The following is a 13,013-nucleotide window of genomic DNA, read 5'->3' on the forward strand; positions in this document are numbered from 1 at the left end:
CCCCCCCCGCGCAGGTGGGTCAGGATCGGGAGCCGGGCGGATCAGTTGGCCACCGGCTTGCCGCCGGCGTCACGGATCTCGTTCCAGGAGGTCTCGATCAGCTTGACCACCGCCGGCGGCAGGGGCACGTAGTCGAGATCGACCGCGAGCTTCTGACCGCTGTTCAGGGCCCACTTGAAGAACTTCAGCGCTTCGGCAGAACGCTTCGCATCCGCGGCCGCACGATACATCAGGATGAAGCTCGCCGAGGTAATGGGCCAGGCATCCGCCCCGGGCTGATGGTTCAGGTTGACCCCGAAGCCCGGCTCGGACTTCCAGTCGACGCGGTTGGCGGCCGCCGCGAAGGTCAGGTCGTCGGGCTGCACGGTCTTGCCGTCGCGATTGACCATGGCGGTGTGGGTCATCTTGTTCTGCTTGGCGTACGCGTACTCGACGTAGCCGATCGCACCGTCGATCTTGGTGACATTCGCCGCCACACCGGCATTGCCCCGTCCGCCGAGACCGGCCGTCCAGTTGACGGTCTTGCCCGCCCCAGGGGCGGCCTTGAAAGCCGGCGACACCTGCGCGAGGTAGTCGGTGAACACATAGGTGGTGCCGGAGGAATCCGAGCGGTACACCAGGGTGATCGCGGTGGACGGCAGCTTCACGCCGGGGTTGATCTGCGCGATGGCCGGATCGTTCCAGGCCTTGATCTGGCCCCGGAAGATGTCGGCCAGCACCGCGCCGGTGAGCTTCATCTCGCCCGGCTTGACGCCGGCCAGATTGACCACGGGCACCACGCCGCCGATCACCGCCGGGAACTGCACCAGACCGCTCTTGGTGAGTTCCTCGCCGCTCAGCGGGTCATCGGTGGCGCCGAAATCGACGGTCTTGGCCTGGATCTGCTTGATGCCACCGCCCGAGCCGATGGCCTGGTAGTTGAGTGCGACGCCCGAGGCCGCCTTGTAGGCTTCGGCCCACTTGGCGTAGATGGGGGCCGGAAAGGTGGCTCCGGCGCCGGTGATCTGCGCCTGGGCGGCACCGACGGCCAGCAGGCCGGCGGCAGCGATGAGGGAACGAAACAGCATGGAACACCTCGTTGTAGGACGAGTTGCCAGTCTGTTCGCTGCGCATGACAGAACGATGACATCGCTCGCAAGACCCGCTTGCGGGCAGGGTGTCAGCCCGGCGCAGACCGGGCGAAGATGACAGGACGGTGTCAGCCCCTGGCGAACCGCGCCGGCCGCTTCTCGCGGAAGGCGGCGATGCCTTCGCGGTGCTCGGCCGACCCGATCAGCGGGGACTGCAGGTCGCGCTCGAGCAGGATGTGGGCGCCGATCGGCATCTCGGGCGCGGCATCGACCAGCCGCCGGGTGCCCACCACCGCCACCTGCGGGCCGTCGGCCAGCCGGCGGCAGATCGCCATGGCTTCGGCGTGCAGCGCGGCGTCATCGATGACCCGGGCGACCAGGCCCCAGCGCTCGGCGTCCTGAGCGCTGATCGCGTCCCCCAGCAGGCTGGCGGCCAGCGTGCGGGCGCGGCCGGCCAGGCGGCTCATCAGCCAGGTGGCGCCGACATCGGGCACCAGTCCGAGCTTGGGCACGAAGGTGAGCACGAAGCGGGCGCTGGACGCCATCAGGATGACATCGCCGGCCAGCGCGATGCCCACGCCACCGCCGGCGGCCACGCCGTTGATCGCGCACACCACCGGCATCGGCGCCTCGTTGAGCGCACGCACCAGGGTGATGACCTTCTCGAAACCGGCACGGTTGATGGCGATGCGCTGCGTCTCGGTGACCTCGGGCGCGAAGGGCCGGCCGACCAGATCGGCGCCCGAGCAGAAGCCGCGACCCGCGCCGGTGATCAGCAGAGCCCGCGCGCCCGCCAGCGAGGCCTGCTCGATCGCCTGCGGGATCTCCTGGAACATCTCGGCGTTGAGCGCGTTCAGCGACGCCGGCCGGTTCAGGGTGAGCTGGGCGATGTCATCGGCGATGGCGAGCGTGATCGCCTGGAAGGCCGGCGCGGACTGGGTCATGGTGTCTCCGTTCGGGTCAGTCGAGGGGAAAACCCAATGCTGCCAGAGCGGCCACCAGCCGATCGCGCCCCGACAGGCTTTCCGGTCCGCGAACCCGGCTGCTCGACTGTGCGGTCCAGTCGGCCACGGGCATGCGCTGCGAGGCCTGGAACTCGCGCATGACGGAGTCGTAGCGGGCAAAACCGGCGCGCTCCTGCGTGGCGTCGACCCGATACTGCTCATGGTGCAGCACCGCCGAGGGCGCCAGGCGCGGCTTGACCGAAGCCGGGCGCGCCGGATCGGGGCGGCCCAGGCAGAGCCCGAAGACCGTGAAGGCACGCGGCGGCAGGGCGAGCTCGCGAGCGACCTGCTCGGGACGGTTGCGCATGGCACCGATGTAGACCGCACCCAGGCCCATGGCCTCGGCCGCCACCACCGCGTTCTGTGCGGCCAGCGCGGCATCGACCACCGACACCAGGAACATCTCGAGATAGCGGTCGGCATCAGCCGGCACGCTGGTGACCTCGGCCACCCGGTCAAGGCGCGACAGGTCAGCGATCCACATCAGCAGCAGGGGGCACTCGCGGACATGAGCCTGGCCGCCGGTGACCTCGGCCAGCCGGGCCTTGCGCTCGGGGTCACGCACCGCAACCACGCTCCAGGTCTGCAGGTTGGACGAGGTGGACGCCGACTGGGCCGCCGCCACCAGCGAAAGCAGCGTGGCGTCAGGCACCGGGTCGGGCAGGAAGGCGCGCACCGAGCAGTGCCGCAGCAGGCCGTCGACCACCGGATGCGGGGTGGCCGCGGCCCACTCGGCGGCAGGGTCGGGCGACGCGGTGGGCATGGCGTAGCGGGCGTGCAGGGCGCGAGCGAAGTCGGTCATGGCGATGGGCGGCGGGGTTGAGGAGGCAGGAACAGCGAACAGCCGCGATGGGCAAGGCCGGCGCGGCAGCAGGCGGGCGAAACGCCGGGCAGGGGCCGGCGACGGTGATGAGGCGCAGGTGCAGCCGTGGCCCGGGGGCCGACGGCAGCCCGGCGACCGGCGGGGTCAGCGACCCGGACGGTAGGTGCGGCGCTGTGGGCCGGAGGAGGGCATGGCATCGGTGTCCTTGTGGCGGAAACGGATGCGGCCCTTGGTGATGTCGTAGACCGACAACTCGAGCGTGACCCGGTCGCCGGCGAGGATCCGGATCCGATGCTTCTTCATCTTGCCGGACACATAGGCGTTGACGGTGGCGCCGTTGTCCAGGGTGACGCGATAGCGGGTGTCGGGCAGAACCTCGGCGACCACGCCGTCGACTTCGATCAGATCTTCTTTGGCCATTGGGGTGGGGTTTGGCGGCAAACCACCGGCGGCCTGGGCCGCCGGCCGGTTCACCTGAAGGCTCAGATCACCTGGATCCGGCTGGCCTGCAGGCCCTTGCGGCCCTGCGTGACTTCGAACTGGACGCGCTGCTTCTCGGCGAGGGTCTTGAAGCCCTGGCCCTGGATTTCGCTGAAGTGCGCGAACAGATCTTCGGAGCCATCATCGGGGGCGATGAAGCCGAAGCCTTTGGTTTCGTTGAACCACTTGACGGTACCGGTTTTGGTGCTCATTGGTTTCTCCCATGCGAGCGTTGAGGAATTCGGGACTCGGCCCGAACGGCGACGACGCACAAGAAACGCAACCAGGGATAACCAGACTGGAACCAGCCCCGGGGAGGAGCTGTTTGACCGGGAAAACCGCCGAGAAACACCGCTTGAGACGCGTGCACCCTCAACCATCCCACCTTCAGGCAGAAATGTCAATCCCTGAAAGGCGATTGGGCATAATCGCGGGTTTGCCAATCCTGCCGGCGCATTCCGTCGGCGCCTCCGCGCCCCGTCCATGACGCCTGCCCCCGCCCTGCCCCGCAACGCGATCCTGCCCTACGCCGGCACGATCTTCCTGTCGGCCTTCCTGCTGTTCCTCGTGCAACCGGTGGTGGCCAAGCAGATCCTGCCCTGGTTCGGCGGCTCGGCAGCGGTGTGGACCACCTGCATGGTGTTCTTCCAGTCGATCCTGCTGGCCGGCTATGCCTACGCCGATTTCACCAGTCGGCTGGGCCTGCGCCGGCAGGCGATGGTGCACGCGGTGCTGCTGGCGGTGTCGCTGGCACTGCTGCCCATCCTGCCGGATACCTCCTGGAAACCGGCAGGCGACGCCGAGCCGATCGGCCGCATCCTGCTGCTGCTCACGGCCACCATCGGCCTGCCCTACTTCCTGCTCTCGTCCACCACGCCGCTGCTGCAGGCCTGGTACTGGCAGCGTTTCCGCAGTGCCGTGCCCTACCGGCTGTTCGCGCTCTCCAATTTCGCGTCGATGCTCGCCCTGCTCGGCTTTCCGGTGCTGTTCGAGCCGGCGTTGTCGCTGCCCGAACTCGGCTGGGGCTGGTCGGGGCTCTACGCGGTGTTCGCGGTGGTCTGCGCGGCCACGGGTTTCATCTCGGCGCGGGGCGCGGCCGCCGAGACGGCGCCGGCGCAGGCCGATGCGGCCGCCGCCTCGGGCATCACCGCGGCGGCGCCCGGTGCCGGCCGTCAGCTGATGTGGCTGGCGCTCTCGGCCATGGGCTCGGCCATGCTGCTGGCGGTGACCAACCATGTCACGCAGAACATCGCGAGCGTGCCCTTCCTGTGGGTGATTCCGCTGGCCCTGTACCTGCTCACCTTCATCCTGTGCTTCGATCACCCGCGCTGGTACCGGCGCGGGCTGTTCCTGGTGCTGCTGGCAGCGGCGATCCCGGCCATGGCCTGGTTCATCGGTTCGCTCAACCTGCGGGTGGCCGCGCCGCTCTACTTTGCGGGTCTGTTCGTGGCCTGCATGGTCTGCCACGGCGAACTGGCCGCGATCAAGCCCGATCCGGCCCACCTCACCCGCTTCTACCTGATGATCTCGGTGGGCGGCGCGATCGGCGCGGTGCTGATCGCGATCGTGGCGCCGCTCACGCTGCAGGGCTACTTCGAGCTGGGCATCTCGCTGGTGCTGCTCGCCCTGCTGCTCGCCCTGCGCATGAAGGGCCTGCTGCGACTGGCGGCCTTCGGCGTCACTGCCGCCTCGCTGGTGCTGGTGGTGCGCGGCGGCATCGACTACACCTCGGGCATCCGGGTGATGGAGCGCGACTTCTACGGCGTGGTGCGTACCCGCGACTGGAGCAATCCGGTGCCCTACCGCACCATGTACCACGGCGGCATCATGCACGGCGGCCAGCTGCTCGGCGAGAAGTACCGCAATGTGCCGGCCGACTACTTCAGCCCCGGCTCGGGCTATGGCCGGGTGTTCGCCGCCCTGAACGAGCGCGAGCCGCAGCAGCCGCGCTCGGTGGGCGTGATCGGCCTGGGCGCCGGCGTGCTGGCCGCCTATGGCCGGCCGGGCGACACCATGGTGTTCTACGAGATCAGCCCGCGCGTGGTCGACATCGCGAAGCGCGAGTTCACGCTGCTGTCCGACAGCGGCGCGAAGATCGATGTGGTGATGGGCGACGGGCGACTGTCGCTCGAACGCGAGGCGCCGCGCCGTTACGACGTGATGGGCATCGACGCATTCTCGGGCGACTCGATCCCCATGCACCTGATCACCCGCGAGGCCATGGCGCAGTACGCCCGCCATGTGAAGGAAAACGGCGTGATCGTGTTCCAGGCCACCAACCGCTTCGTGAACCTGCCGCCGGTGATCAAGCGGCTGGCCGCCGAGGTGGGCATGCATGCGGTGCTGGTCTCGGACTCGCCGCCGTCCACCGACGACTACACCTACTGGTACTCGTCCACCGACCAGGTGGTCGTCAGCCGCAACCGGGCGCTGCTGACCAGCGGTCCGATCGCCGCCGGCGCCGTGGAGATTCCCGACCTGCCCGGGCTGCCGGTGTTCACCGACGCGCACCACAACCTGGTGCGCATCCTCAAGTAGGCGAGACCTGCGGCGGCCGGGCCCGGGGGCCCGGCGGGCGCGGAATCGCCGCAAGCAGGCGGCGGGTGTACTCGTGCTGCGGATGCGCGTAGAGGGTCTGCGCGTCGCCCGCCTCGACCACCTCGCCCGCCTTCATCACCAGCACCTCGTCGGCCAGGTACTTCACCACCGCCAGGTCATGCGAGATGAACAGGTAGGCCAGCCCGAACTCGTCCTGCAGGTCGCGCAGCAGATTGAGCACCTGCGCCTGCACCGAGACATCGAGTGCCGAAACCGACTCGTCGCAGACCACCACCTCGGGCCGCGTGCTCAGCGCGCGGGCGATCGCGATGCGCTGGCGCTGACCACCCGAGAATTCGTGCGGATAGCGGCCTAACGCCGCCGGTGGCAGGCCGACCCGGCGCAGCAGTTCGCCGGCCAGATGCAGACGCTCGGCGGCGTCGGCGCCGATGCCGTGCAGACGCATCGGCTCGACCAGGGTCTGGGCCACGGTGAATCGCGGATTGAGCGAGGCGTAGGGGTTCTGGAACACGATCTGCAGCCGGCGACGCCAGCCGAACCAGGCGGCGGCATCGAGACCGAGCAGGTCCTGCCCGCCGCTCAGCACGGCCCCGGCATCGGCCGGCAGCAGTCGCAGCAGCGCCAGCCCCACCGTGGTCTTGCCGCTGCCCGACTCGCCCACCAGGCCGAGGGTGCGGCCCCGGCGCAGGCTGAACGAGACATCGCGCACCGCCGGCACGGCGCGATGCCGCAGCCAGCCCTCGCGCAGCCGGTAGGTCTTGCACAGGCCGCGCACCTCGATGAGCACGGGATGCGGGTCGGCGGCATCGTCGGGCTGCAATGCCATTCCGACCGGCCGCAGCGCCTCGGGTCGCGATGCCGGCTCGGGTGATGGCGCAGCGCCGCGCTGCGGCGGCGCCATGTCGATCACCGGCAGGCGATGCGGACGGGCATCGAGCGGCGGACGGCAGGCGAGCAGCGCGCGGGTATAGGGATGCGCCGGCTGCGCCAGCACAGCCCCGACCGGCCCGTGCTCGAGCACTTCGCCGGCGCGCATGACCACCACCTGATCGGCCAGTTCGGCAACGACGCCGAGGTCGTGGGTGATGAAGAGCATGGCCATGCGGCGCTCGCGCTGCAGCCGTCGCAGGAGCGCCAGGATCTGCGCCTGGATGGTCACATCGAGCGCGGTGGTGGGCTCGTCGGCGATCAGCAGGTCAGGCTCGCAGGCGATCGCCATCGCGATCATCACCCGCTGCTGCTGACCGCCGGAGAGCTGATGGGGGTACGAGCGCGCAAGCAGACCGGGCTGCGGGATGCCGACCTCGTCGAGCAGGCGCACCGCAGCCTCATGCGCCGCACCGGCACTGAGCCGGCGATGCAGCCGCAGCACCTCGGCAATCTGATCCCCCACCCGCATCACCGGGTTGAGCGAACTCATCGGCTCCTGGAAGACCATGGCGATGCGGGCGCCGCGCAGACTGCGCAGCGTTGCCGCCGGCGCGCCGATGAGCTCCTGCCCCTGGAAGCGCACCGAGCCCTGCACGCGGGCATTGGGCGGCAGCAGGCCGAGCGCGGCCAGGGCGCTGACGCTCTTGCCGCTGCCCGACTCGCCGACCAGCGCCACGGTGGTCTGCGCCGGCACGGTGAAGGACACGCCCCGCAGCGCCGGGATGGGCGCGCCGCGCTCGCCGCGGAACTCGACCTGCAGCCCTCGCACGGCGAACAGGGGCGCGGCGCCGGCCGGCGCGCCGGACTGCAACGCGGGCTGCGGATGACTCATGCCCGTCCCCGGTCGACCCCGCGCAGTCGCGGGTCGAGTGCGTCGCGCAGTGCATCGGTGAGCAGCGAGAACGCGGTGACCAGCACCGCCATGCTCAGCGTGGCCGCGAGCAGCTGCCACCACTGGCCGGTGACCAGCTCGGACTGGGCCTCGGCGAGCATGGTGCCCCAGGACACCCGGTCGAGCGGCACACCGAAGCCGAGGAAGGAGAGGATCACCTCGGCCTTGATAAAGCCCACCACATGCTGGGAGAGCTGCACCAGTGACACATGGGCGACATTGGGCAGGATGTGCAGGAACATGCGCGCAGCGCGGCCGGCGCCGATCGCCTCGGCCGCGCGGACATAGTCGCGGGCCCGATGGCGCAGGTACTCGGCGCGCACCAGCCGGTAGATGCCGGTCCAGCCGGTGAGACCGAGGATCACGATGATGTTGGCGATGCCGGGGCGCAGCACCGCCGCGAAGGCCAGGATCAACAGGATGCCCGGGATGGAGGTGAACACGCTGTAGAACCATTCGAGGGCATCGTCGACCCAGCCGCCCAGGAAGCCCGCGCAGGCGCCCAGCGCGGTGCCGATCAGCGTGGCGAACAGGGCTGCGCTCAGCCCCACGAAGAGGGAGATCTCGGTGCCCTTGATGGCCTTGGCGAGCACATCGCGGCCCCACTTGTCGGCACCCAGAGGCAGGTGCGTGGCACGGGCCGGCTCGGCGCTGCCGATCTCGGCGGCTCGGCGGGCCCACTCGGCATAGCCCGGCGCCAGCGGATCGACCTCGCGGATGTCGAGCACGGGTCGGCCGGCTTCGGCTGGCACGCCGGGGGCGGCGCCGCTGGCCGGCGCGGCAGGCTCGGCGGCCCAGCTCGGCGGGGCGTAGGACACGGCCACTTCACGGCTCCAGTCGCGGGCGATGAGGCCGCTCCAGGAGGCGAGCATGAGCGCGAGGTAGGCGATGACCACCGCGAGCGAGACCATGGCCACCCGATCGTGGCGCAGGCGCCGGACGGCGAGCCGCAGCAGCCCGCCCTCGACGACCGGCGGGGCGATGTCGGCCACGACCGCCTGCGCGTTCTCAGGAACCCCTGGTGGCACGGCGCCGCTCATGGCTGGCGGTAGCCCACCCGCGGATCGAGCGCGCGATAGAGCAGGTCGACCAGCAGGTTGATGGCCATGGTGAGCAGGGCGAGACTGACCGTGACCGCCTTGACCACCGGGAAGTCGCTGCGTTCGACCGCCGCGATCACCTCGCGGCCGAGTCCCGGGATGGAGAAGAACTTCTCGAGCAGGAAGGAGCCCACGAACACCCCGGGCAGCTGGATGGCCACGCTGGTGAGGATCGGGATGGCGGCATTGCGCAGCACGTGGCGCAGCATCACCGCACCCTCGCCCAGGCCCTTGGCGCGCGCGGTGCGGACATAGTCCTGCTCGAGCTCGTCGAGAAAGAAGGAGCGGTAGAGCCGCACCTGTGGCGCGAGCGACACCGCCACCGCGCAGATCACCGGCAGCGGCGCGTACACCAGCAGGTTGCGCACCGGGTTCTCGCTCCAGCCCTGCACCGGGAACCAGCCCAGCCGGAACCCGAAGAGGTACTGGAACACGATGATGTAGACCAGGAAGGACACCGACATGGCCACGGTGCAGGCCACCATGATGGCGCGGTCGGTGAGCGAGCCGCGCACCCAGGCCACCGCCAGCGCCAGGCCCGCCCCGAGCACGGTCTCGAGCACCAGCACCGGCAGCATCACGGTGAGCGTGGGCCCGATGCGGGTGGCGAAGATCGCGCGGATCTCCTCGTTGGTGGCCCAGCTGCGACCGAAATCGAAAGTGAGCACCTCGCGCACGAACAGGCCGAGCTGCGCCCACCAGGGCCGGTCGAGCCCGAGCTGGGCGCGGATCTCCTGCACGCGGGTGGGGTCGGCGATGAGGCCGGCGATCTGCTCGGCGGGATCGCCGCCCACCCAGTGGAAGAGCACGAAGACCAGCAGCATCACCCCGGCCAGGGTGGGCACGGTCTGCCAGAGGCGACGGATCAGAAAGCCGAGCATCACGACAGCATAGAATCGAAGCGAAGCCCCGGCCACTCCGACCGGGTCACCCGCATGTCGATCGACCGGTCCTGCTCATGCCCGCCCTGCTTGCCGCGCTGCTGATCGCCCTGGGGCTGATGGCCGCGAGCCCGGCTGCGCGCGCCGGTGGCGAACGGGTGCTGCGCTACGCGCTGCCGGTGGCCGAGACCGGCTTCGACCCGGCGCAGATCAGCGATCTGTACTCGGCCACGCTGGTGGCGCATCTGTTCGACTCGCCGCTGCAGTACGACTTCCTCGCGCGCCCGGCACGGCTGCGGCCGGGCAGCGCGGCGGCCATGCCGGAGGTCTCGGCCGACGGCCGACGCATCCGGGTGCGGATCCGGCCGGGCATCCTGTTCGCCGACGACCCGGCCTTCAAGGGCACGCCGCGCGAGCTGGTGGCCGCCGACTATGTCTACAGCATCAAGCGCCACTTCGATCCGCGCTGGCGCAGCTCGAGCCTGGGCACCTTCGAGGAGTATCTCGCCGGCCTGCCCGCGCTGCGCGCGCAGGCCCTGAAGACCGGCCGCTTCGACTACGACACCGAGGTGGAGGGCGTGCGGGTGATCGACCGCTACAGCTTCGAGCTCAACCTGGTGAAGCCCAGCTTCGTGATGGTGTACGCGCTGGCCGACTGCCGCGCCACCTGCGCACTGGCGCGCGAGGTGGTCGAGGCCCAGGGCGATCGCATCATGGAGCACCCGGTGGGCACGGGGCCGTTCCGGTTGACCAGCTGGAAACGGTCCTCGCGCATGGTCTTCGAGCGCAACCCGGCCTACCGCGAGGAGCACTATGACGCGCAGCCCGCCGCGGGCGACGCCGAGGGCCAGGCGATCGCGCAGCGGCTTCGCGGCCGGCGTCTGCCCATGCTCGACCGGGTGGAGATCGATGTGGTCGAGGAGGCGCAGCCACGCTGGCTCGCCTTCCTCAACGGCCAGCATGACCTGATCGAGATGGTGCCCAACGAGTTCGCGCCGATCGCCTTCCCCGGCAACCGGCTGGCCGCCTACCTGGAGCGGCGCGGCGTGCGCATGGACCGCTATCTGCGGCCCGACATCCGCTACACCTTCTTCAACTGGACCGATCCGGTGGTGGGCGGCGGACAGCCCGCCCAGGTGGCGCTGCGCCGCGCGATCTCGCTCGGCTACAACAGCCACGACGACCTGCGCATCCTGCGGCGCGACCAGGGGATCCCGGCGCACGGCCTTGCGCCGCCGGGCACCGCCGGCTACGACCCCGACCTGCGCACCGACATGAATGCCTACAGCCCGGCGCGAGCCCGCGCCCTGCTCGACCTGCACGGCTACCTCGACCGCGATGGCGACGGCTATCGCGAGCGGCCCGACGGCCAGCCGCTCACCCTCGAGTTCGCCACCGGCAACGACCAGTCGGCCAAGCAGGTGAACGAACTCTGGAAGCGCGGCATGGACGCAATCGGCATCCGCCTGCGCTTCAAGCGCGCGAAGTGGCCCGAGCAGCTCAAGGCCGCACGCGCCGGCAAGCTGCAGATGTGGGCGGTGGGCGGCACCGCGGGCGCACCCGACGCCGACGGCACGCTCGCCTCCCTCTACGGCCCGAACACCGGACGCGCGAATCTCAGCCGCTTCGACCTGCCCGAGTACAACCGGCTCTACGAGCAATCCACCCGCCTGCCCGACAGCCCCGAGCGCAACGCGCTCATCCGCGAGATGACCCGGCTGGTGCTGGCCTACCAGCCCTGGAAGGTGCATGTGCACAGCATCAGCACCGACCTCAGCCATGATCGGGTGATCGGCTGGAAGGCGCATCCGGTGATGCGCCGGCGCTGGGACCACATCGATGTGAACCCGCAGCCGGCCGGAGGCTAGACCGGGCGGCGGAAGGCCTCGCGCTCGGCCTCCACCGGCGCGCGCAGCGCGCAGTCCTCGGCATGGTCGTTGACCACGCCCACGCTCTGCATGAAGGCATAGAGCGTGGTGGGGCCCACGAAGGCCCAGCCGCGCCGCTTGAGTTCGCGCGACATCCCCCGTGACTCGCGCGACTCGGTGAGCGCGCGCAGCGTGACCTCGTCCAGGCGGGTCGGGCGGCTGCCGGGATCGGGCTCGTGGTGCCACACGAAGGCGGCGATCGATCCGAAGGCCTCGCGCAGGGCGAGCGCGCGCGAGGCGTTGCGGATGGCCGCCTCGATCTTGCCGCGATGGCGCACGATGCCCGGGTCAGCCAGCAGGCGCGCGACATCGGCCGGCCCGAACCGGGCCACGGTCTCGATGTCGAAGCCGGCGAAGGCGGCACGGAAGGCCTCGCGCTTGCGCAGGATGGTCAGCCACGACAGCCCGGCCTGGAAACCCTCCAGGCACAGCTTCTCGAACAGGCGCTGGTCATCGGCCACCGGCCGGCCCCACTCGGTGTCGTGGTAATGCCGGTAGTCGTCCGGCGCGAGACGGGCCCAGTGGCAGCGGGGGGCGTCAGCGGGGAGACTCATGCGTGATCACTCCAGCCACTGGCCGGCCAGGAAGCGGCGCCAGTGCGGATCAGCGGGAGACTCGAAGCAGCGCTGCGCCGGCCCCCACTCGCGCACCCGGCCACGGTGCAGGAAGACGACATCGGTGGCCATCCGCCGGGCCAGGGCGAGGTCATGGGTGGCGATGACGAGCCCGGTGCCCTCGCGCGACAGCCGCATCAGTTCGCGCTCGATGCCGGCAGCCGCGCCGGGATCGAGGCTCGCGGTGGGCTCATCGAGCAGCAAGGCCAGCGGATCGAGCGCGCGGGCGCGGGCAAGCGCCACCCGCTGCTGCTCGCCGCCCGACAGGCTGCGGGCCGGGCGCTCGGCCGCGTAGGCAAGACCGACCTGCGCGAGCGCGGCGAGCGCCGCGCGGCTGCGCGCCGCGCGGGGCATGCCCGCCACGGCGAGCGCATGCTCGATGTTGGCACGCGCCGAGCGGCGCAGCATCACGGGTTTCTGGAAGACATAGGCGAGGCGGCGCGCGGGCACCGATGCGGGGGCCGATGCATGCGGCGATCCGGATGCCTGCGCAGGCGACGATTCCGGCGCAAGGGCGTGGTAGCGCAACTCGCCGCGGGCCGGAGCCTGCAGCCCCTGAAGCAGACGCAGCAGCGAGGTCTTGCCTGCGCCATTGGGTCCGAGCACGACCACGCGGGCATTCAGCGGCAGAGTCAGGGTCAGGTCCTCGAGCAGCGTGAGCGCGCCAGCCTGCAGCCAGACGCCGCGCAGCGCCATGCAGGGCGCTTCGGCGCCGACGGGATCAGCCATGGC

At 70.5% G+C, this 13,013-nt stretch carries 12 protein-coding genes; 2 read left to right on the forward strand and 10 right to left on the reverse strand.

The window, feature by feature from the left end:
* Positions 1–41 precede the first annotated feature (41 nt).
* The 5 genes from pstS to cspE form a co-directional block, all read right to left on the reverse strand.
* Positions 42–1,067: a phosphate ABC transporter substrate-binding protein PstS gene (gene pstS / locus AC2H6A_RS12780; protein ID WP_484273986.1), complete on the reverse strand. Its 1,026-nt coding sequence runs from the start codon at positions 1,065–1,067 to the stop codon at positions 42–44.
* 131 nt (positions 1,068–1,198) lie between these two features.
* A complete protein-coding gene (locus AC2H6A_RS12785; RefSeq protein ID WP_484273987.1) occupies positions 1,199–2,014 on the reverse strand; it encodes an enoyl-CoA hydratase-related protein in 816 nt (271 codons plus the stop codon).
* Positions 2,015–2,030: 16 nt separating this feature from the next.
* Positions 2,031–2,876 carry an NADPH-dependent oxidoreductase gene (locus AC2H6A_RS12790; RefSeq protein WP_484273988.1) on the reverse strand — a complete coding sequence of 282 codons (846 nt, stop codon included), beginning with the start codon at positions 2,874–2,876 and terminating at the stop codon, positions 2,031–2,033.
* A 165-nt stretch (positions 2,877–3,041) separates the two neighbouring features.
* Positions 3,042–3,317 (reverse strand): translation initiation factor IF-1, encoded by a 276-nt coding sequence (infA, locus tag AC2H6A_RS12795; protein WP_484273989.1) that lies wholly within the window; start codon positions 3,315–3,317, stop codon positions 3,042–3,044.
* 62 nt (positions 3,318–3,379) lie between these two features.
* Positions 3,380–3,589 (reverse strand): transcription antiterminator/RNA stability regulator CspE, encoded by a 210-nt coding sequence (gene cspE / locus AC2H6A_RS12800; RefSeq protein WP_484273990.1) that lies wholly within the window; start codon positions 3,587–3,589, stop codon positions 3,380–3,382.
* Positions 3,590–3,860: 271 nt separating this feature from the next.
* Between cspE and AC2H6A_RS12805 the strand changes: the two genes are divergently transcribed.
* The gene (locus tag AC2H6A_RS12805; RefSeq protein WP_484273991.1) at positions 3,861–5,915 is read left to right on the forward strand and encodes a spermidine synthase; all 2,055 of its coding nucleotides are present in this window, start codon (positions 3,861–3,863) and stop codon (positions 5,913–5,915) included.
* Here the strand turns inward: AC2H6A_RS12805 and AC2H6A_RS12810 are convergent.
* The 3 genes from AC2H6A_RS12810 to AC2H6A_RS12820 form a co-directional block, all read right to left on the reverse strand.
* On the reverse strand, positions 5,908–7,698 hold the full coding sequence (locus AC2H6A_RS12810) for an ABC transporter ATP-binding protein (RefSeq protein ID WP_484273992.1): 1,791 nt from the start codon (positions 7,696–7,698) through the stop codon (positions 5,908–5,910). The genes AC2H6A_RS12805 and AC2H6A_RS12810 overlap by 8 nt on opposite strands.
* A complete protein-coding gene (locus AC2H6A_RS12815) occupies positions 7,695–8,669 on the reverse strand; it encodes an ABC transporter permease (RefSeq protein WP_484273997.1) in 975 nt (324 codons plus the stop codon). Before AC2H6A_RS12815 ends, AC2H6A_RS12810 begins: the two co-directional genes overlap by 4 nt.
* A 125-nt stretch (positions 8,670–8,794) precedes the next feature.
* A complete protein-coding gene (locus tag AC2H6A_RS12820; RefSeq protein ID WP_484273993.1) occupies positions 8,795–9,739 on the reverse strand; it encodes an ABC transporter permease in 945 nt (314 codons plus the stop codon).
* 77 nt (positions 9,740–9,816) lie between these two features.
* On the opposite strand from AC2H6A_RS12820, the gene AC2H6A_RS12825 reads away from it, so the two are divergent.
* Positions 9,817–11,607: an ABC transporter substrate-binding protein gene (locus AC2H6A_RS12825; RefSeq protein ID WP_484273994.1), complete on the forward strand. Its 1,791-nt coding sequence runs from the start codon at positions 9,817–9,819 to the stop codon at positions 11,605–11,607.
* Here the strand turns inward: AC2H6A_RS12825 and AC2H6A_RS12830 are convergent.
* Positions 11,604–12,221: a DNA-3-methyladenine glycosylase I gene (locus AC2H6A_RS12830; protein ID WP_484273995.1), complete on the reverse strand. Its 618-nt coding sequence runs from the start codon at positions 12,219–12,221 to the stop codon at positions 11,604–11,606. The genes AC2H6A_RS12825 and AC2H6A_RS12830 overlap by 4 nt on opposite strands.
* 6 nt (positions 12,222–12,227) lie before the next feature.
* Positions 12,228–13,013 (reverse strand): ATP-binding cassette domain-containing protein (locus AC2H6A_RS12835; RefSeq protein ID WP_484273996.1); only part of this gene is annotated, 786 nt, incomplete at its 5' end.

Source organism: Quisquiliibacterium sp. (genome assembly GCF_982640115.1).

Coding starts and splice junctions, on each gene's coding strand:
- pstS (WP_484273986.1), bottom strand. CDS start 1,067: ATGCTGTTTCGTTCCCTCATCGCTGCCGCCGGCCTGCTGGCCGTCGGT.
- AC2H6A_RS12785 (WP_484273987.1), bottom strand. CDS start 2,014: ATGACCCAGTCCGCGCCGGCCTTCCAGGCGATCACGCTCGCCATCGCC.
- AC2H6A_RS12790 (WP_484273988.1), bottom strand. CDS start 2,876: ATGACCGACTTCGCTCGCGCCCTGCACGCCCGCTACGCCATGCCCACC.
- infA (WP_484273989.1), bottom strand. CDS start 3,317: ATGGCCAAAGAAGATCTGATCGAAGTCGACGGCGTGGTCGCCGAGGTT.
- cspE (WP_484273990.1), bottom strand. CDS start 3,589: ATGAGCACCAAAACCGGTACCGTCAAGTGGTTCAACGAAACCAAAGGC.
- AC2H6A_RS12805 (WP_484273991.1), top strand. CDS start 3,861: ATGACGCCTGCCCCCGCCCTGCCCCGCAACGCGATCCTGCCCTACGCC.
- AC2H6A_RS12810 (WP_484273992.1), bottom strand. CDS start 7,698: ATGAGTCATCCGCAGCCCGCGTTGCAGTCCGGCGCGCCGGCCGGCGCC.
- AC2H6A_RS12815 (WP_484273997.1), bottom strand. CDS start 8,669: ATGGTCTCGCTCGCGGTGGTCATCGCCTACCTCGCGCTCATGCTCGCC.
- AC2H6A_RS12820 (WP_484273993.1), bottom strand. CDS start 9,739: ATGCTCGGCTTTCTGATCCGTCGCCTCTGGCAGACCGTGCCCACCCTG.
- AC2H6A_RS12825 (WP_484273994.1), top strand. CDS start 9,817: ATGCCCGCCCTGCTTGCCGCGCTGCTGATCGCCCTGGGGCTGATGGCC.
- AC2H6A_RS12830 (WP_484273995.1), bottom strand. CDS start 12,221: ATGAGTCTCCCCGCTGACGCCCCCCGCTGCCACTGGGCCCGTCTCGCG.